Annotated in this window: 18 protein-coding genes; 14 read left to right on the top strand and 4 right to left on the bottom strand. The window is 27.7% G+C overall.

The features are described 5' to 3' along the window. Positions 1–38: 38 nt before the first annotated feature. Positions 39–803 (bottom strand): hypothetical protein, encoded by a 765-nt coding sequence (locus ACY1IQ_RS04240; RefSeq protein ID WP_461612788.1) that lies wholly within the window; start codon positions 801–803, stop codon positions 39–41. A 134-nt stretch (positions 804–937) separates the two neighbouring features. On the opposite strand from ACY1IQ_RS04240, the gene ACY1IQ_RS04235 reads away from it, so the two are divergent. The 3 genes from ACY1IQ_RS04235 (at position 938) to ACY1IQ_RS04225 (ending at position 4,787) form a co-directional block, all read left to right on the top strand. Next, on the top strand, positions 938–2,662 hold the full coding sequence (locus ACY1IQ_RS04235; RefSeq protein ID WP_461612787.1) for a hypothetical protein: 1,725 nt from the start codon (positions 938–940) through the stop codon (positions 2,660–2,662). Between the two features lie 5 nt (positions 2,663–2,667). Next, positions 2,668–4,131, top strand: coding sequence for a YncE family protein (locus tag ACY1IQ_RS04230; protein ID WP_461612786.1), 1,464 nt, complete (start codon positions 2,668–2,670; stop codon positions 4,129–4,131). A gap of 488 nt (positions 4,132–4,619) precedes the next feature. Beyond that, positions 4,620–4,787 (top strand): hypothetical protein, encoded by a 168-nt coding sequence (locus ACY1IQ_RS04225; protein WP_291559299.1) that lies wholly within the window; start codon positions 4,620–4,622, stop codon positions 4,785–4,787. A 133-nt stretch (positions 4,788–4,920) separates the two neighbouring features. Here the strand turns inward: ACY1IQ_RS04225 and rpmB are convergent, their stop codons facing one another. Then, positions 4,921–5,112 carry a 50S ribosomal protein L28 gene (gene rpmB, locus ACY1IQ_RS04220; protein ID WP_039631798.1) on the bottom strand — a complete coding sequence of 64 codons (192 nt, stop codon included), beginning with the start codon at positions 5,110–5,112 and terminating at the stop codon, positions 4,921–4,923. A gap of 192 nt (positions 5,113–5,304) precedes the next feature. Here rpmB and ACY1IQ_RS04215 point away from each other — a divergent pair, with 192 nt between their 5' ends. From ACY1IQ_RS04215 to ACY1IQ_RS04190, 6 genes are all read left to right on the top strand, one after another. Continuing rightward, positions 5,305–5,655 (top strand): Asp23/Gls24 family envelope stress response protein, encoded by a 351-nt coding sequence (locus ACY1IQ_RS04215; RefSeq protein ID WP_039631800.1) that lies wholly within the window; start codon positions 5,305–5,307, stop codon positions 5,653–5,655. Between the two features lie 12 nt (positions 5,656–5,667). After that, complete coding sequence (locus ACY1IQ_RS04210) at positions 5,668–7,308, top strand: DAK2 domain-containing protein (RefSeq protein WP_461612785.1); 1,641 nt, start codon at positions 5,668–5,670, stop codon at positions 7,306–7,308. An 81-nt stretch (positions 7,309–7,389) separates the two neighbouring features. Beyond that, on the top strand, positions 7,390–9,423 hold the full coding sequence (gene recG, locus ACY1IQ_RS04205; protein ID WP_461612784.1) for an ATP-dependent DNA helicase RecG: 2,034 nt from the start codon (positions 7,390–7,392) through the stop codon (positions 9,421–9,423). 226 nt (positions 9,424–9,649) lie between these two features. After that, positions 9,650–10,207 carry a 16S rRNA (guanine(966)-N(2))-methyltransferase RsmD gene (gene rsmD / locus ACY1IQ_RS04200; RefSeq protein WP_461612783.1) on the top strand — a complete coding sequence of 186 codons (558 nt, stop codon included), beginning with the start codon at positions 9,650–9,652 and terminating at the stop codon, positions 10,205–10,207. A gap of 2 nt (positions 10,208–10,209) precedes the next feature. Beyond that, positions 10,210–10,719, top strand: coding sequence for a pantetheine-phosphate adenylyltransferase (gene coaD / locus ACY1IQ_RS04195; RefSeq protein WP_461612782.1), 510 nt, complete (start codon positions 10,210–10,212; stop codon positions 10,717–10,719). Continuing rightward, the gene (locus tag ACY1IQ_RS04190; protein ID WP_461612781.1) at positions 10,703–11,269 is read left to right on the top strand and encodes an ATP synthase subunit B family protein; all 567 of its coding nucleotides are present in this window, start codon (positions 10,703–10,705) and stop codon (positions 11,267–11,269) included. The genes coaD and ACY1IQ_RS04190 overlap by 17 nt, the downstream gene beginning before the upstream one ends. 92 nt (positions 11,270–11,361) lie before the next feature. On the opposite strand, the gene ylbJ is transcribed toward ACY1IQ_RS04190, so the two are convergent. Together ylbJ and ACY1IQ_RS04180 are read right to left on the bottom strand one after the other, a co-directional pair. Further along, entirely contained in the window at positions 11,362–12,525 is a 1,164-nt protein-coding gene (ylbJ, locus tag ACY1IQ_RS04185) for a sporulation integral membrane protein YlbJ (protein ID WP_461612780.1), read from the bottom strand. A gap of 262 nt (positions 12,526–12,787) precedes the next feature. Beyond that, positions 12,788–14,005 (bottom strand): nucleotidyltransferase, encoded by a 1,218-nt coding sequence (locus tag ACY1IQ_RS04180; protein WP_461612779.1) that lies wholly within the window; start codon positions 14,003–14,005, stop codon positions 12,788–12,790. A gap of 755 nt (positions 14,006–14,760) precedes the next feature. Between ACY1IQ_RS04180 and pta the strand changes: the two genes are divergently transcribed. The 5 genes from pta (at position 14,761) to plsX (ending at position 19,202) form a co-directional block, all read left to right on the top strand. Beyond that, positions 14,761–15,768 (top strand): phosphate acetyltransferase, encoded by a 1,008-nt coding sequence (gene pta / locus ACY1IQ_RS04175; protein WP_461612778.1) that lies wholly within the window; start codon positions 14,761–14,763, stop codon positions 15,766–15,768. Between the two features lie 114 nt (positions 15,769–15,882). Continuing rightward, positions 15,883–17,079, top strand: a complete 1,197-nt coding sequence (locus ACY1IQ_RS04170; protein ID WP_461612777.1) for an acetate/propionate family kinase — start codon at positions 15,883–15,885, stop codon at positions 17,077–17,079. Positions 17,080–17,322: 243 nt separating this feature from the next. Continuing rightward, positions 17,323–17,823, top strand: coding sequence for a YceD family protein (locus ACY1IQ_RS04165; RefSeq protein WP_461612776.1), 501 nt, complete (start codon positions 17,323–17,325; stop codon positions 17,821–17,823). 12 nt (positions 17,824–17,835) lie between these two features. Beyond that, positions 17,836–18,018 carry a 50S ribosomal protein L32 gene (rpmF, locus tag ACY1IQ_RS04160; protein ID WP_039631819.1) on the top strand — a complete coding sequence of 61 codons (183 nt, stop codon included), beginning with the start codon at positions 17,836–17,838 and terminating at the stop codon, positions 18,016–18,018. Between the two features lie 176 nt (positions 18,019–18,194). Continuing rightward, positions 18,195–19,202: a phosphate acyltransferase PlsX gene (plsX, locus tag ACY1IQ_RS04155; RefSeq protein ID WP_461612775.1), complete on the top strand. Its 1,008-nt coding sequence runs from the start codon at positions 18,195–18,197 to the stop codon at positions 19,200–19,202. The last annotated feature ends 83 nt before the right edge of the window (positions 19,203–19,285 follow it).

Here is a 19,285-nt window from a genome sequence, read left to right as displayed (position 1 = left end):
ACAAGTGTGTTACTTTGCTATAGAAAACTTATTTTTAATTAATCGCAGCAATCATCATAATCATCAGAGAATAGTGGTCTTAATTTTTGATCCGGATAGAATTTTGGTGGTGGTAATTTACAGAATATTTCACACGGATCTTCTGTTGGTTCTTCTTTACATTGTTTAGGTACTGGACAATAACCATAAGCAGGAATTAGTAATTGAACAATAAGTTCACATTTTACTATTAAATGGAAACCTAAAGTTATATCCAATACATCACAGCAATCACAATCTCTAGTAAATACTCCATCAAGGCAGTCTGCTACTAATTCAAGTTTTATAATTTCAGGATCGAAATCTTCATCTTCATCAGGGCATATACTGCTAGAAGTGGTTTTAGCTATTGAGTCAGGACAATAAAGTTTAGAAATAACTTCAGTTCTATTTATTTCAAATAACTCAGATTGAGTAGTACCACATGTATCTAAAAAATCTGCGAAAAATGAAATCATAAAAGAAATAATAACTTTTTTATATCCTGGCTTACCGTTAATAGGAATTTTATCTACAGATAAAAGTTTAATACTAAAATCTCTACATCCTAAAAATCTTTTTGGATCTGTTAGTGGATTACTTCTTAGTTCCTCGTCAGTACAACTTGTATCAGGGCCTTCTTTAAATTTAAGACATTTTTTAATTAAACATTGGTCAAATACTTTAGGTACTTCGATACATACCAATTCAACTGGGTCAGGAAGGTATCCTTGTTTATTTACTAGCCCAGGACGTGGTGAGAAATTATCACTAGTAATTGCCATATATTTTCCTCCTTCTTACATAGGATATTCTTACTTACATTACATTGTATGTAAATAAAATAATTGTGTGATAGTTTAAATGTGGTCATATATATATAAATAAAAAAATATAATTTTATAAAGAGGTGAAATATATGGAAAATACTAATACTTGGATTTTTTACGATAAAGAAAATAATTTATGGAAGTTTATTTTAAAAGAAAATGGGCATTTAGCTTACAATATTATGTATTCAGAAGATAGATGGACTAACGAAAGTAAAATTGATACAGAAGTATTAGAATTTAATATTACTATAGATAAAGATCAAAATATTCACATTATATATAGTAAAAAAGGAAAATTAAAATATTGCATTTGGAATAAAGATCAGTGGCTAGGAAAAGTACTGTATGGCTTTGAAGCCAGTGAGAATGAAATAAGAGAACTTACTTTAATTATGGTAGAAAATCGTATAAATGCATTTTTCATACTTAAAAATATAAATAATCCTTCCCGAGGAAGTCTTATGCATTATATATGGAGAGAGGAGAATGCCATAATTAACAGTATTCACAATATTATGCTTATACCAAATGCAGATAATCATTATCATGTAGAGATAGTAAGAGGAAATAATATTTCTATATTTTTTATCAATAATAAAGAACCAGAAATAGAAGTAAAAAATTTTGTATATAAAAAGCCTAACTGGAGTTTCCCTAAGAAATTATATGATATAAAAGGTAGTAAAATAAATTTTTCCACTATATTTTCAAAAAATAAGATTCATATTTTAAATTTATCTAAGGAAAAGGATATGTATTCATTAGAAACTGTATATATAGATTTTAATGGAGAAATGAAATATGATAAACTTTTTGAAGGGAAAACAGAAATTACAGACCCTATATTAATTGAAAAAAACAATATTTTATGGGCAATGTGGAGGGAACAAAAGGATATAATTTGTTCTTCATTTGAAAATGAGTGGAATGCACCATTTAGATTAGATACTGAAGAAGGAAAAGAAATTCTGTTGTACAATTGTATATTTGGATATGATAATGAAAAAATAAAAGGTAATAAAATTTTAGGTACAGATTCTTATCCTATAAAATTCTTTTTACCTGAAAGTTCTTTAAGGAATGTAGAGGAAGAAGAAAGCGAGAAGGATAATAATTCAGTATTAAATATCAATGAGGAAAAAGATTTTATAAATGAAGATATATCAAATTTAAGCGAGCTAAATGAAGAGTTAGAAAGTATAGTAGTTAACTTAAAATTACAGCTAAAACAAAAAGAAAATATTATTGGACAACTGGAAGAACAATTAAGTAATATAATTTATAAAAATAAAAAGATTCAAGAAAAATGCAATATTTTTAAGCAAGTACATGAGGAGTCTCAAGATGGACTAAAAGAAAGAAAGAAACAATTGGATGATTTACAAGAAAAATTAGAAGAAACAATTAAGGAAAATGAAAATTTAAATCTTGAGATAGAAAAATTAAAGAAAGAAAAAGAAAAATTACAGGAAACTTTAAATAAAACAAATCTTGATAAGGAACATATAAATAATGAATTAGAAGTAATGAATAATAAAAGAAAAGAATTGAAACAAAATTTAGAACAGATAACTATAGAAAATGAAACTATGAGAAAAGACTACCAAAATATAACTAAAGAAAAAGAAGAATTGCAAAATACATTAGAAACATTAGATAAACAATTAGATATGGTAACTAAAGAAAAAGAAGAGATTAGTTTAATGTTAAGACAAATTAATAAAGAAAAAAATAAATTGCAAAGAGATTTAGAAGCGGAAATGAACAAATCTATTATAAGTAAAATTTGGGGGAGGAGGGATGATACCTAGATGTTATGTCAACAGTAGAAAGGATAAAAGAAACAACTTATTATGTGTCAAATTTAGCAAATAAGACTATAACAGTTATTGATGGAGAAAAGAATAGTATAATAAAAACTATCAATCTTCCTTACAGACCTTTTAGAATATCAGCACATAAAAATGGTGATATTTATGTCGGTAGTGATAAAAATCCTATTGCAATTATATGTAATTTAAGTGATGAAATAAAAATATTGGATATTCCTAATAATGGCAACTTAGAAATAGATATAGTAAATGGAAAAATATATATATCAAACACTTCAGAAATATTGGTGTACGATATATTTACAGAAAGAAAAATAGCAAGAATTGTAGGATTTATGGCTATAGAGAGCTTAAAATTAGATTTAAATGGAAAGCATTTAGTAGTTTTAGATTCATTGCGTAAAGATTTAAAGATTTACGATACATCTAATTTTAAGTTATTAACAAGAGTTAAAAATGTTGGTGTAAAACCAAGTTATATTTTAATAAATGAAGATAGTAAATTCATATACGTAGCAAATCAAGGTGGAAAAGCTAAGAATTCTGCTAGTATCTCTACAATAGATATTGAGAAAAAAGAAGTTTTTCAAATAGAGCTACCAACAAATTCTTCTATAACCAGTTTGGCGCTTAAAGATAATATTTTATATGGCGCTAATAGAGGCCTTAATAGGATAGAGATAATAAATATTACAACTAATATATTAGAAGGATTTATTGCAACTACATTACCAGAACCACAAAGTATATTATTAACTCCAAATAAAGATAAGCTTCTTGTAACTGATAGAAATTGTGGTGGTCAGGGAGCATTAGATATAATTGATACAACCACTAATTCCATAGTTAATACTATTCTTATAGAAGAAATTAATAGTCAACCTTATGATATTACAATGATTTTAAATGAATCACTTATTGAAAATGAAAATGCCATTGATTCAACTAATATGGAAGAAAAAAAAGATGAAGTTGAATTGTCTCCTATAATAGTTAAAAAAATATTTTCAAGTTATAAAGAAAATATATCTTTGCCAAAAGTTATAGTGGATATTCCTAAAACTTATAGAGAACCTTTTACTTTTCAAAAAATTATAATTCATAATGGATTTATAGTAAATAGAACAGAAATAAGAGAAAAAATTAAAGAGAAACCAAATTTTTCAAAGGTCAAATTTACACTGAGAATTCCATATAATATTGAATTTAGAGATGGTAAACGTAAGAAAAAAAGAATAAAAAGATTTGTGGAAAAAAATAAAGAAGTCACATTATGTATACCGAACTCTATTGAAACAAGTGAATTAGAACTAGTTGTGAAAACTCGTTCTAAAACAAGAAAAGCTCCTGTATTGATTAAAGATGTATTTTGTTTTTCGCTAGATGTATTCATGGAAATAAAAGTTGTAGGAGAGGTTGAAGCATTAATTAACTTAAGTAAATTATAAATTATAAAATTTAACACGTAATGATAAATAAATTAAAATCATAAAAAATTTATTGACTTTAGATGGTGATAAAATTTGAAAATAAAATTTAAAATGCAAATTTATTTTAAATTAAAGCGCTAGAGCAATTTTATCTAGTGCTTTATTTTAAACTATTTCTTAAATAATATTATTTTTGTATTAGAGTATGCAATTGAACTGTTATTAAAAAGTTTATTGTAATATTTTTATTTCTGCTTATGGAGAACTTTAAGTTTCATATATCTAATTTTAAAAAACATCTTAAATTTTTTTATCATATTTATATATGTATTTCACTTTTGTTATTAAATTATTTTAAAAATATAATATTATAAAAAATTATTTAGAATTTATTATTTATAAGATTATTTTGTTTAATTTCTATAAAGTTACTTCAATGAATACTTGTATCAATTGTAAAAAAATAACATATATTAAATAGTAGTAATAACTATGGGGGAGATGAAATGTCTAAGTTTTTTTGCAGGAAAACTAGAAAGAGAATTGGGGCAATAGTAGTAGCTGTAGGGCTTGGAATACTGTTAGCAATGCTAATTCCATTTTGGGGATGGATTGTGGCAATGGGATGTGTAATTATAGGTTTGGGTTGGAAGATTATGGAGGATCGTAATTAATTTATAGGGGGGAAACAATGAAAATATTTGCAATAAAGCTTCCGAAATTTTTATCTAAAATAGTTAGTATATTTGTTAGAAAAAAATAAACATAAAAAAATGCAACTCTTTATTGGAGTTGCATTTTTTAAGCTTATATAGCACGTTGAACCTTACCTGAACGTAAGCATCTAGTACATACATGAATAGTTTTAGGAGATCCCTTAACTATAGCTTTAACTCTTTTTAAATTTGGAGCCCATTTTCTTTTAGATTGGCGGTGTGAGTGGCTGAACTGAGAACCGGATACAACACCTTTATCACATATATCGCATCTTCTTGACATTATAAACACCTCCTTAAAATAACCAACACTGTTTAAATCAAACATACAATATTTTAACATAGTCATTATAAACTATGCAAGCAAAATGTAAAATAATTAACGGAAATTCTATTAATTACAAATTAAAATTGTTGAATTAATTTACTTTATAATATAGAATAATCTATATAGTGTTATTAAGGAGGAGTTATTATGAAAGCTAGCATAACAAATCAAATAGGTAACGTATATTACTCAGAAGAAGTTTTAGCAAACATTGCAGGTGTGTCAACAATGGAATGCTATGGTGTTGTTGGTATGGCTTCTAAAAATGCTACAGATGGATTATGGGAGCTTTTAAAGGGTGAAAACCTAAGCAAAGGTGTCAAAATAAATACGAAAAATGAATCCTTAACAGTAGAATTATATATAATAGTAGAATATGGAACTAAAATTTCAGTAATAGCTAATAATATAATTCAGAAGGTTAGATACAATATGGAAAACTTTACAGGACTTAAGGTTTCACAGGTTACAGTAAACGTTCAAGGTGTGAGGGTCTAGGAGGTATCGACATTGAAATACTTAAAAATAAATGGGCATGATTTTTGCAATATGATTAGAAATGCTTCTAATAAGTTAGAGGAGCAAAAGGAATATGTAAACTCGCTAAATGTATTCCCTGTGCCAGATGGAGATACAGGAACAAATATGTCTATGACATTTAAAACAGCAGTGGGTGAAGTTGAAAATTTAGATAAAGAAACAGTAGGGGAAATATCTCGAAAGTTAGCAAGAGGAGCACTTATGGGTGCTAGAGGTAATTCAGGGGTTATTCTTTCTCAAATATTTAGAGGCATAGCAAAAGGACTTGAAGACAAAAATGAGGCATCAGTAGAAGATATTAAAGAGAGTATGGTGCAAGGTGCTAATTTTGCTTATAAGGCAGTTATGAGGCCGACAGAAGGAACAATACTTACAATAATAAGAGCTGCAGCTGAAGGAATAAAAACAAGTAATGCTAAAGATGTAACTAGTTTATTTGAAGAAATTTGTAAGAATTGCGAAGAAATGTTAAACAAAACACCTGAAATGTTACCACAGTTAAAGCAAGCCAAAGTTGTGGATGCTGGCGGAATGGGATTATTAATCCTTTTCAAGGGTATGCATGAAGCTTTAAAAGATGACCTTAAAGTTGACCTTAACACTAAAATTTTAGAAAATAAAGTAGTAGAAATGGCAAGTCCAGAAGTTCATATTGATTCTGCAGATATTAAATTTGGATATTGTACAGAATTTATAATATTATCTGAAAGAGTTAATATTCCAGAGTTTAAAGAAGAACTTGAAAAACAAGGGGACTCAATAGTATTAGTAGGACTTGACGATATTGTTAAAGTGCATATTCATACTAATGATCCGGGAAGTGTACTTTCAAAAGCTGTTAAGTTTGGAGAGCTATCAAAAATTAAAATTGATAATATGAGAGAACAGCATAGAACTTTAATGGATTATGAAGAAGATGATGCTACTCAGGCAGTTACTTCTGTAGAGCCGCCACAAAAATATGGGTTTGTAACCGTTGCTAGAGGAGAAGGTATTAAAAATATTTTTGAAGATTTAGGCGTCAATGTAGTAATAGAGGGCGGTCAAACTATGAACCCTAGCACACAGGACATAGTTGAAAGTATAAATAAAGTGAATGCTGAAAATGTTTTTGTACTTCCAAATAATAAAAATATAATAATGGCAGCAAATCAAGCTATAGAATTAGTAGATAAAAATGTAATAGTTATACCAACAACTACAATACCACAGGGGATTACTGCTATAACAATGTTTAATAGTGAAGCCTCACCAGAAGAAAACAGTGAAAATATGACAGAATGTAGTAAGAATGTTATATCAGGTTCAGTAACTTATGCAATTAAGGATACTGAAGATGATGGAAGAGTTATAAAAGAAGGTAATATTCTTGGACTTGTAGAAGGTAAAATTAGTAAAATAGGAACTGATATATATGATATTTGTGAAGAATTGATTTCTAGCATGATAAATGAGGATAGTGAACTTATTACTATATTCTATGGAGAAGATTGTAGTGTTGAAGAAGTAAATAAACTTGTAGAAAAGTTAGAAGAAAAATATCCAGATATGGATGTTCAGTGCTTTGATGGAAAGCAACCATTATATTATTTTATTACATCTGTAGAATAAAAAGCCTTAGGGCTTTTTTTCTATATATGATATATTTATAATGGGCAGTAAGCTTTAAATTCTATATATGGAGTGAATGGTGTGAATTTATATAATGATATTAGTTATGTTAAGGGTGTAGGTCCTAAAATGGCCGAAAAACTTAATAAATGTGGAATTTATACTGTTTTAGATTTACTTTTATATTTTCCTAGAGATTATGAATTAATAACTGTAGGAAATGATATTAGTGGATTTAATGAAAAAGATAAAGTAATATTGGAGTGTAAAGTAGTAAGTATATTAAGAGATATAAGAACTAGAAATAATAAAATTCTTTCTACTATAATATTTAAAGCTAATAATAAAACTTTTAAAGGTCAATGGTTTAACCAGCCTTATGCTAAAAATAGTTTTAGAGTTAATGAAAAATACATATTAAGTGGTAAAATTGAAAAGTTTAATAGTGAAGTTAGAATGAATAATCCTAAGATACTTAGAAATGTAACTTTAGATGATAATAAAATATTAGCTAAATATTCCCTTAAAGATAATTTAAGTAATAATTTTTTAAATAAGGTTATTACTGAGGTTTTATCTCATACAAAAATTATTGAAAATTTACCTGAAAAAATTATAGAGAACTATAATTTTATTTCTTTAGATGAGGCAATAAGACATATTCATAGTCCAAAGGATAATAATAGCTTAAAAGAAGCTAAAAGAAGATTAAAGTTTCAAGAACTATTTACATATTCTATGAAGGTCTTATTACTTAAGGACCTTAATAAAAACTGTAGTGGAGTACCATTTAAAATATGTGATGAGCTCACAACTCTTAAGGAAAAACTACCTTTTGAATTAACAGAAGCTCAAAGTAGGGTAGTAAGAGAAATTTTAATAGATCAAAAGAAAAATATTATCATGAATAGATTAGTTCAAGGTGATGTAGGAAGTGGAAAAACTATAGTTGCATTGATATCATTATTCAATGTTATCAAAAATGGATATCAAGCGGCAATGATGGCTCCAACAGAGATTTTAGCAAAGCAACATTATTATGAAGCTACAAGACTTTTTGAAGGTTTTAATATAAAAATAGAACTTTTAACAGGAAGTACTACTGCTAAAAACAAAGAATTAATTAAGGAATCTTTATCTAATGGAGAAATAGACCTTTTAATAGGAACCCACGCTCTTATTGAAGATAATGTAGTATTTAAAAAACTAGGTATGATTGTTACTGACGAGCAACATCGTTTTGGAGTAAATCAAAGAAATAAATTAGGAAGTAAGGGAGAGAATGCAGATATACTTGTAATGAGTGCTACTCCTATACCAAGGACGTTAACCCTTTATCTCTATGGAGATTTAGATGTATCTACCATAGATGTTCTTCCACCAGGAAGAAAAAAAGTAGATACCTATTATGTAGATAAAAAAGAAAGAGATAGAGTATATAACTTTGCATTAAAAGAAATTGCAGAAGGACGTCAGGTTTATATAGTATGTCCGCTAGTTGAAGAAAATGAAGATTTAGACCTAAGTTCTGTGGAAAGTTTATATTTAGAGATAAAAGAAAAATACTTTAAAGATATTGAAATTGAAATACTTCATGGTAAAATGCCTAATAAAGAGAAAAATTTAATAATGGAAAGTTTTAAAGAGGGAAATATTAAAGTTTTAATTTCTACTACAGTTATTGAAGTAGGTGTTAATGTACCTAATGCTACTTTAATGATAATTGAAAATGCCGAAAGATTTGGATTATCCCAGCTTCATCAGTTAAGAGGACGGGTAGGAAGAGGAAGTTACAAATCTCATTGTATATTAATAGCAGATATAAAAAGTGATACTACGAGAAGAAGAATGGAGACTATGAAAAATAGTAATGATGGATTCTTTATAGCTGAGGAAGACTTAAGGATTAGAGGAGGCGGAGAGGTATTTGGATTTAAACAATCAGGTGAAAGTGGACTTTTACTTGCAGATTTAGTAGAAGATTTTCAGCTCTTTAAGATAGCTAATAAAGAAGCTAAAAACATAATATTTAGTAGTAAAGATGAAGATTTAAAAATTAAAGAAGAAATAAGAAAAATGCTTGAAAAAAGTTCTAAATATATTTGTTTTAATTAAATTAAGCAAAATATAAGTTAAAAATAGAGATTTATTTTATATTAGAAAAAGTTATGGAATCTGTTTGTAGTGTGATATGAATTAGATTTAATAGCTTAGAATAAAAAGATAGATAATATTTAAAATAGTATTAAATCTTATATAAAGACTTTACATAATGTATAATTTATAATTATAGTAAGATTATTAAAGTAAAATCTTTAATTAAAATCTAAGGAGGAAATGAATGAGAGTTATTGCTGGAAAAGCTAAAGGAAAAAAGTTATTACCACCAGAGGGAATGGGAACCAGACCAACTTTAGATAGAGTAAAAGAATCAATATTTAATATAATACAAAATAGGGTTAGAGATGCAGTGTCTATTGATATATTTTCAGGAACAGGAAGCTTAGGAATAGAAGCTGCCAGTAGAGGGGCTAAACATAGCTATTTAATAGAAAAAGGAGATAATAGTTACAATCTTTTAAAGAAGAATGTAGAAAATTTAAAATTTCAAGATATATGTACTACTTTAAAAGGAGATTGTTATCAGTATCTTGAGAAGTTTGGAAAAGAGAAAAAATTTTTTGACCTCATATTTATAGATCCACCTTATGCTAAGGAGATGATACCACCAGCAATAGAGTTGATTTCAAAATATAATCTTCTTCAAAGAGAGGGGCTTATTGTTACAAAGATAGATTCAAGTGAAATTATATACGAGGGAAATGACAAAATAATATTAACTGATAAAAGAAAGTATGGAAATACAACAGTATGTTTCTATGAATATAAGGAGATATAAAAATGAGAAAAGCAGTTTATCCTGGAAGTTTTGACCCTATAACTAATGGGCATTTAGATATAATAAAAAGATCATCTTACGTTTTTGATGAGGTAATAGTTGCAGTATTAATAAATCCCGATAAAAAAGGTTGGTTTGAAGTTGATGAAAGAGTAGCCCATATACAGAAGGTTATAGCACCTTATAAAAATGTTAAGGTTAAAAGTTTTAGCGGACTATTAGTAGATTTCATGAATGCAGAAGAAGCTGATGTAATAGTTAAAGGACTTAGATCTATGTCTGACTTTGATTATGAGTTTCAAATGGCCCTTATGAATAAGAAATTAGATAAAACAAAGGAAACTGTGTTTATGATGACAAATTCTAAATATTCTTATTTAAGTTCTTCTGCCACAAAACAGGTTGCTTTATTTGGAGGATGTCTTGAAGATTTAGTTCCTGATGAGATTAAGGATGATTTAAAGGAAAGAGCTAAAATTAAGAGGGGGGATAATAGTGGACAAAAAGATTAATAACATTTTAGAGCTTATAGATTATCTTGAACAGACAGTAAAAACTTCTAGCAATTTACTTGGAAAGGTAAGCTTAAATAAAAAAGAAATGCTTAATATTATAAGTGAATTAAAAGCAGACTTACCAGAACAATTTTTAGAAGCAAAGGAAATTGTTGAAGCTAGAGAACAAATATTAGATACTGCTAGGAGAGAGGCAGAAGCTATAAGAGAGGATGCAAAAAGAAGAATTCAAAGAGAATTTGAAAATTCTGATGTAATAAGAGCAGCGGAACATAAGGCAAATGAAATTCTTCAAGAAGCTAATGCTGAAGCAAGAGAGGTAAAGTTAGAAGCTAATAAATACGCTAAGGAATTAAAAGCTGGTGTATTAAATTATGCAGATGAAACGTTAAGCAATCTTCAGAAAGAAATAGATATTAATGGAGAAGCTATAATTATAAAAATTAACAAGGAAGTAGATGCTATGCTTAGAAATATGCATAAAGATATTACAAGTACGACTTCTATTGTTAGAGAAAATATTAAAGATTTAGGGAATATAAAATAATGCTTATAAATTACAGTTGTAATTTATAAGCATTACTAAAACTTTTAATTATTAAAGATATAGTAGTTTTTATTATTAATCTTCTAAAATAATTAAGACTCTATTTTGGTTATAATTAAAGGAGATAATATAACTAGTATGACTATCAAATATATTTGAGAGCTGTTTATATTATAATAGCTATTTTGTAAAAAGGTTTCTTGAGAAAAATTAAAAAATGGTAATTTACATAATAATAAGGTTATTAAGGAGCTAATAGCACCTTGTATTGTTTTATAAAATAAATATTTTTTCATAGAAACTTTAAATTTATATACTAAAGAGTAAACTTGAGAAGTTATTGAAAGTCCACTAAAGGTAATTAAAAAGCTTAATAAAAGCAATTTAGTATTTAAATCAATAGAAGACTTAGTTATAATACTACAGCCATTTGTTACTTCAATCATTCCTAAAATTAGACCTTGAATGACTTCAAATGGAATAGTTGTAAGAGTAGATATCTTTTCTAAGGTAATGTTAAATAAAACATTGCCTTTTATTATGTTTATAATTACTGAAAAAATAACTATAAATCCACCTATAGATAGTGCATTTTTAATGGCATCTTCTATAGAGTTTTTAAAAGCTACACCTATGTTTAAAGTATTGCCATACACAAATATATTTTTACTACTTGTAGAATTATTATTTTTATATCTATTAGGAAGTATTAAACCCATGGCTATACAAGAAAGAAAATTTGATAATAACAATAAATATCCCATGTAAACATTCCCCAGCATTGCTGTTCCTACTGCTCCTATTATAAAAAGTGGACTTCCGTTAGAAGCAATATTTAGAAGTCTCTCGTAAGTTTTATAATCTATTAAATTTCTTTCATATATGTCACTAGAGTATCTAGCACCTAAAGGGTATCCACAAAAGGCACTAACAAGTATTGCCAAGCTACAGTTTTTTGAAAGCCCTAATGGATAAGAAATTATTTTCCCAAGTATTTTAGAGTAAATTTGAATTCCACCAAAAGAAATAATCATATTTATTAATACTAAGAATGGAAATAATGACGGAAATACAGAATTAAAAAAAAGTTTAACACCATCTATAGTAAATCCCATACATTCTTTTGGATTAGCTATTATATAAATAATTATTAGTGATGCTAAAATGGTGAGTATAGCATTAAATCCGTAGCTTTTTATAAGTTTATAAAGTATAGATAATAAAATAATTAAAAGAAAAACATATATAAGTTTCAATATTATGCAACTCCCTAAAGTATAATATACATATATAAAATATATTTATAAAAGGGACAACTTATGTGTTAATTTTCATAAATTATAAATTTACTATTTTATTTAAGATAACTTAAAACAATGGAAAATTGATGATGGACAATTGACAATTATAGTTAAAATTAATTTCTTTCAATAAATCGTTCATACTGCACTTCAAGGATGGACATAAATCTATAATTGTTTATTAATTAGTAGTCAATTAAAAAAATCCTGAGGTAAGTCAGGATTTTTTTAATGGGCTAGTTAGATAATCTTCATTATATCTATAATTTTTATTTAATAGGCTATATGCTCTAGAAGCCTGAAGCTCTAATTTTAGTGTCTCGTTTAAGTCTTTAGGAAGTTTTGTATATAAAGGGATATTACTATTACTTTTTATAGATTTAAGTATGGATTTTCCTTTTTCATTAAAACCTAAAATTCTAGCATAGCTACAAGGTTCATTTCTAAGGAGGTTGGAGTCAAAATTATCAAAGCCTATAAAGTACTGACAAAGTATTCTACTAATACGAGTACGTGTATACCTTTTAGATTTAATTCTTTCTATTATGTCATTGTAGTTATTTCCTTCACAGAGAGAATTATATATTCTATTATGTAATCCTTCAGAAACATCTGGGATCTTTTCTAAAGAATTTTTATTTAAAAAACTTTTATACCTAATATAAGGTAGCATTGACTCATCAAAAGTAAAATTGTATTCTTCACTTTGAAGTTTTTGAAGATCACTAAAAACAGAAGTTGGTACATGGGCCTTTAACTTTTCTATGGACGCTTCACTTTTTATGTATTCCCTAATAGATGTAGCACTAGAAAATACATTATTAAGAATCATGCTATTGTAAGAAGCACCTTCTCGCTTAATTGTGTAAGGCTTAATGGTACTATTTAATTTTAATAAGCTTTTTATATATTCAATTCCAAGTATGTTATTAGAAGAATTTAGTATTTCTTCTAAATTATCTATATTATAATTCTCTTTTTGTAAATAAGAAAGTAAAGCTTGTGAACGAGCTGTAGGGTATAAAGTACCTTTTTTAAGATTCTCTTTTAAAATAATTTTAAAATCTTCACATTCACTTTTAAGTATCTTTGAAATTTCCATAAGAATAGATATGTCTCCATGTTCACTTCCAAAGCAAATACTATCAACTATAGATAAGCTGTTTAAAAGGCTTATAGCACCAAAAGAAAAGAATTCTGCGGAGGCAACACTATAAATAGTAGGAAGCTCAAAAATTAAGTCTATTCCATTATCTAGTGCCATCTTTGTCTTATTATATTTGTCTACTATAGAAGGAATGCCTCTTTGATTAAAATTTCCGCTCATTACTGCTATAAGTATATCACAATCTGTAAGTTCTTTAGTTTTATTTATATGATAAACATGGCCATTATGCAATGGATTGTATTCAACTATAATTCCACATACTTTCATTATGATTTTCACCTCATATTTTATAGATTAATCAAGAATAAATTTTATTTTAGAAATTCACTAAAGGTGAATTTTATCTTTAATTCTTCATTCTTATTCATTAATCCTCAATTTTTAAATGGTTAAGCTGCTTTTACAAAAAAACTATTTTCCATAGTATATTTAAATTTTTATTATGAATTTAAAGCTTTATTAATTTAAAATTAAGTAATAAGTAATTAAAATGAAGTAAAGAAAAATTATTAATTACTTATGAGATTAAATTTTATAAATTATTTTTATTAGTAATTAAATTTATTATGCAACTTTTAGAAAATTTGAAATTCACAATTTTAATCAATTGTATAAGGTTGAAATTTTAACAATTTAATAACACAATTATATAAATCTATAGATTAAATATGGAAGTAGTACATCCATATTTAATCTTATTTTTAACTTGTATTATAAGGCATCTTAAAGAAAATAACTAGTCATTATGTTACTCTATTTTATATAATGATTCATTAACATAATTTTTTAATATTATAACTATTATCAAATATTGATTCTTTATCTAATAGAGAATATTTACCTTATTGTTAACTAATTATTTTATTTCAAACCTATTATATTAGTACAACAAGATTTAGAAGTAGCAATTTTCAGAATTATATTATGTTAATAAAATTTTTGTTTTAGGTTGAAAATTATAGTAAAAAAGGGTTATATTAATAAGGGATGTTAGTGGTTTAAAACTGAAAGGAGATTTTGTGATGAGTTTTGTAGACAAGATTTGGAGTTTGGCTCAAGCAGATATGAAAAAAATAGTTTTGCCAGAAGGCGATGAGGAAAGAAACTTAAAAGCTGCTGAGTTAATTAAAAAAAATGCTATAGCAGAAGTAGTTTTAGTTGGTGCTGAAGAGAAGGTTAAAGCTAATGCTAAAGCATTTGGAGTAAATATAGAAGGAATAGAAATCATAGATCCAGAGACTTCAGATAAAACATCAAAATATGCTGAAGCTTTTTATGAGCTTAGAAAAAATAAGGGAGTAACACTAGAAAAAGCTACTGAAGTGGTAAAAGACCCAGTATATTTTGGAACAATGATGGTTAAAATGGACGATGTAGATGGATTAGTTTCAGGAGCAGTACATAGTACAGGTGATTTATTACGTCCTGGTCTTCAAATAGTAAAAACAGCTCCAGAAATAAAAGTTGTATCAAGTTTCTTTATAATGGAAGTTCCAAACTGTGAGTATGGTAAAGAGGGTACTTTATTATTTGCTGATTGTGCAGTTAATCCAAATCCTAATGCGGAAGAATTAGCTTCAATAGCGATAAGTACAGCAGATAATGCTAAAGCATTATGTGGAATAGAACCTAAAGTTGCAATGCTTTCATTCTCAAGTATGGGAAGTGCTAAGCATGAAAATGTTGACAAAGTGAGAATCGCTACAGAGTCAGCTAGACAACAAAGACCAGATTTACAAATTGATGGAGAGCTACAATTAGATGCTGCTATTGTAGATAAGGTTGCTAAACAAAAGGCACCAAATAGTTCTGTAGCAGGAAATGCTAATATTCTAGTATTCCCAGATTTACAAGCAGGAAACATAGGATATAAATTAGTTCAAAGATTTGCAAATGCTAAAGCCATAGGACCAGTTTGTCAAGGATTTGCAAAACCTATTAACGATTTATCAAGAGGTTGTAGCGTTGATGATATAGTTAATGTTGTAGCTATAACTGCTATACAAGCTCAACAGTCTTGCAATAAGTAAAAGTTATATTATATACTAAAGATTGTGAGCTTTTAATAACAATTTTATTAAAAGTAATTTTAGAAGAATTACTAAATAACAAATAACAAAGGTGTCATTAAGGAGGAGTTATCAATGAAAATACTTGTAATCAATTGCGGAAGTTCTTCATTAAAGTATCAATTAATCAACATGGAAAATGAGGAAGCAATAGCACAAGGTTTAGTAGAAAGAATAGGAATAGAGGGTTCAATATTAACTCAAAAGGTTCCAGGAAGAGATAAATACATAATCCAAGTTCCAATGGAAAGTCATAAAGAGGCTATAAAACACGTTATAGATAGCTTAACTGATAAAGTACATGGAGTTATATCTAACATGTCAGAAATCAATGCTGTAGGACATAGAGTTGTTCATGGCGGAGAAAAGTATGCTGAATCAGTTATCATCAATGATGAGGTTATGGGCAAATTAGAAGAGTGTGTAAAACTTGCACCACTTCATAATCCAGCAAACATAATAGGAATTAATGCATGTAAAGAATTAATGCCAAGCACACCAATGGTTGCAGTATTTGATACAGCATTCCATCAAACAATGCCAAAAGAAGCATTTATATATCCATTACCATATGAGCTATATGAGAAGCATGGAATAAGAAAATATGGATTCCATGGAACATCTCATAAATTTGTATCTGGCCAAGTTGCTGAAATGATGGGTAAAGATATAAAAGATATTAAAATTATTACTTGTCACTTAGGAAATGGTGCTAGTTTATCAGCAGTTAAAAATGGTAAATCAGTAGATACAAGCATGGGCTTTACTCCACTTGAAGGAATAGCAATGGGAACTAGATGTGGAAACATTGACCCTGCTATAGTTACTTTCTTAATGAAAGAAGAAAATATGAGTGTTGATGAAGTGAATGACTTACTAAACAAAAAATCAGGAGTTCTAGGAATTTCAGGAGTAAGTAGTGACTTTAGAGATATAGAAGGAGCTGCTGATGAAGGAAATGAAAGAGCTAAACTTGCATTAGATGTTTATAACTATAGAGTAAGACAAATGATAGGATCTTACGCTGCAGCTATGGGTGGAGTTGATGCTATTGTATTTACAGCAGGATTAGGAGAAAATTCTCCAGTTACAAGAGAAGATATATGCAAAGGCTTAGAATTTATGGGAATTAAAATTGATTCTGAGAAAAACAATGTAAGAGGAAAAGCTGTAGATGTAAGTGCTGCTGACGCTAAAGTTAAGGTTTTCGTTGTACCAACTAACGAAGAATTAGTAATAGCAAGAGATACTCAAGAGTTAACTTCTAAATAGTTTTTAAATAATAATTAGCTACTGCCTTTCCTTAATATGTTTTTAAACATACAAATAATTCTTGACTTTTAAAGTTATAATTTATATAATAGTTTGTGTTTGAAAATAGTAGAAAATCTTGAATAAACATAAGGAGGGGCGTAGTAGCTTTGCTCAAGCTATGTGATTAAATTCGCATTATGTATGATGAGCTATTCATATGAGAAGAATATTTTGTAATATTTTTTCGGAGCGTTAAAAATTATGAATATTGACCTTTCAGAATTAAAGAATAAGAAACATGGAAGAAGAGAGCTTGATTTAGAGTTATCTAAAGAAAGTTTTAATGACAATGGTGAAGTTATAAAGTTCACTAAGCCTATAAAATTCAAAGGAATAATCAGGTTAATTGATAATATCTATGAATTAACTGGAAATGTTGAAACTGAGGTTTTATTACCTTGTTCAAGATGTAGTGAGAGCTTTTCTTATAATGTAAATATGGACATAAATGAAAAGTTATCTGATACTATTAAAGATGAAGACGGAGAAATTATCTCAATTAAGAATGATAAAATAGATATTTACCAAATAATAGAAAACAATCTTTCTGTAGAGCTTCCTGTAAAAAAACTTTGCAAGGAAGGCTGCAAAGGGCTGTGCCAACACTGTGGAACGAATCTAAATCATAATTCATGTGACTGTGAAAAAGATGATCTTGATCCGAGGTTGGCAAAGTTAAAAGAATTGTTTTCAAACCCGTAAGGAGGTGTTACGATGGGAAATCCTGCGAGAAAATTTTCTAAAGCTAGAAGAGATTCAAGAAGAGCGCAAACATTCAAACTTGGTTTACCAGGAATAGTTGAATGCCCTCAGTGCCATGAAATGAAACTTGCTCACAGAGTTTGTAAGAACTGTGGACACTACAAAAATAGAGAAGTTGTTTCAACTGAGAAATAAAAAAGAAAGTCACTTGACTTTCTTTTATTTTTTATATAATATTTTTTATAAATATAAGAATAAAGTAGAATTTTTTACAAAGTTTAATATATAATATTTATAATAAGAACTTATACATAATTTTTTTTATTTAGTAACTTATAGAAAAAATTGATAAAATTAAGTGAGGGTTAAAAATGAAATTTGCAGTAGATGGAATGGGTGGAGATTTTTCACCTTCAGCGATAGTAGAAGGATCAGTATTAGCAGTAAAAGAATATAATGATATAGAACTCATTATAACCGGTCCAGAAGAAGAGATAGCTAAAGAATTAAGCAAATACGACTATGATAAAGAAAAGATCACTATAGTGAATGCTACAGAGATTATAAGCCCTAATGAAGAGCCTGTAAAAGCTATTAGAAGAAAAAAGGATTCTAGTATTTCTAAGGCGCTACAATTAGTTAAAGAAAAAAAGGTAGATGGAATTATATCTGCTGGAAGTACAGGGGCTTTTTTAGCAGGTTGTACTCTTATAGTTGGTAGATTGAAAGGTATTGATAGACCGGCATTAGCACCAGTTTTACCAGGAATTAATGGTCCATTTATGATTATAGATGTAGGTGCAAATGCAGATTGTAAACCTCATTATTTAGTTCAATTTGCTCTAATGGGAAAAATTTATTTTGAAAATGTATTAAATACTAAAAATCCTACTATAGGACTTATAAATATTGGTGCAGAAGAAGAAAAGGGTAATGAGCTTACTAAAAATGCTCATAAGCTTTTGAAGACTACAGATTATAATTTTGTTGGAAATGTTGAGCCAAGAGATATTACTCAAGGCGATGTTAAGGTGCTGGTATGTGATGGTTTTGTAGGAAACACGGTACTTAAAATGTACGAAGGGGTAGCTGCTAGCATATTTTCAATATTAAAAGAAAATATAATGAGTTCTTTTACTACAAAATTAGGTGGTATGCTCTTAAAACCTGTTTTTAAAAAGATTAAAAGTGATTTTGACTACACAGAATATGGTGGAGCTGCTTTTTTAGGTGTTAATGGGATTTGTGTTAAGGCTCATGGAAGTTCAAATGCAAAAGCTTTTAAAAATGCTATAAGACAAGCAAAAGTAGCATATGATAATAAAATTGTTGAAAAAATACAAGTAGAACTTGAAAATTTAGGAACAGAAAAAGAGTAAAAGAATAAAATATCATGAATAATATTATTAAATTGAAGTATATTATTAAAATATATTAAAAAAATTAAAAATCTATTGATTAC

Source organism: Clostridium sp. Marseille-QA1073 (genome assembly GCF_054863625.1).
Note: the sequence above shows the minus strand (reverse complement) of the source record. Positions and strands in the feature narration are given on the sequence as shown.

Coding starts and splice junctions, on each gene's coding strand:
- ACY1IQ_RS04240 (WP_461612788.1), bottom strand. CDS start 803: ATGGCAATTACTAGTGATAATTTCTCACCACGTCCTGGGCTAGTAAAT.
- ACY1IQ_RS04235 (WP_461612787.1), top strand. CDS start 938: ATGGAAAATACTAATACTTGGATTTTTTACGATAAAGAAAATAATTTA.
- ACY1IQ_RS04230 (WP_461612786.1), top strand. CDS start 2,668: ATGTCAACAGTAGAAAGGATAAAAGAAACAACTTATTATGTGTCAAAT.
- ACY1IQ_RS04225 (WP_291559299.1), top strand. CDS start 4,620: ATGTCTAAGTTTTTTTGCAGGAAAACTAGAAAGAGAATTGGGGCAATA.
- rpmB (WP_039631798.1), bottom strand. CDS start 5,112: ATGTCAAGAAGATGCGATATATGTGATAAAGGTGTTGTATCCGGTTCT.
- ACY1IQ_RS04215 (WP_039631800.1), top strand. CDS start 5,305: ATGAAAGCTAGCATAACAAATCAAATAGGTAACGTATATTACTCAGAA.
- rsmD (WP_461612783.1), top strand. CDS start 9,650: ATGAGAGTTATTGCTGGAAAAGCTAAAGGAAAAAAGTTATTACCACCA.
- coaD (WP_461612782.1), top strand. CDS start 10,210: ATGAGAAAAGCAGTTTATCCTGGAAGTTTTGACCCTATAACTAATGGG.
- ACY1IQ_RS04180 (WP_461612779.1), bottom strand. CDS start 14,005: ATGAAAGTATGTGGAATTATAGTTGAATACAATCCATTGCATAATGGC.
- pta (WP_461612778.1), top strand. CDS start 14,761: ATGAGTTTTGTAGACAAGATTTGGAGTTTGGCTCAAGCAGATATGAAA.
- ACY1IQ_RS04170 (WP_461612777.1), top strand. CDS start 15,883: ATGAAAATACTTGTAATCAATTGCGGAAGTTCTTCATTAAAGTATCAA.
- ACY1IQ_RS04165 (WP_461612776.1), top strand. CDS start 17,323: ATGAATATTGACCTTTCAGAATTAAAGAATAAGAAACATGGAAGAAGA.
- rpmF (WP_039631819.1), top strand. CDS start 17,836: ATGGGAAATCCTGCGAGAAAATTTTCTAAAGCTAGAAGAGATTCAAGA.
- plsX (WP_461612775.1), top strand. CDS start 18,195: ATGAAATTTGCAGTAGATGGAATGGGTGGAGATTTTTCACCTTCAGCG.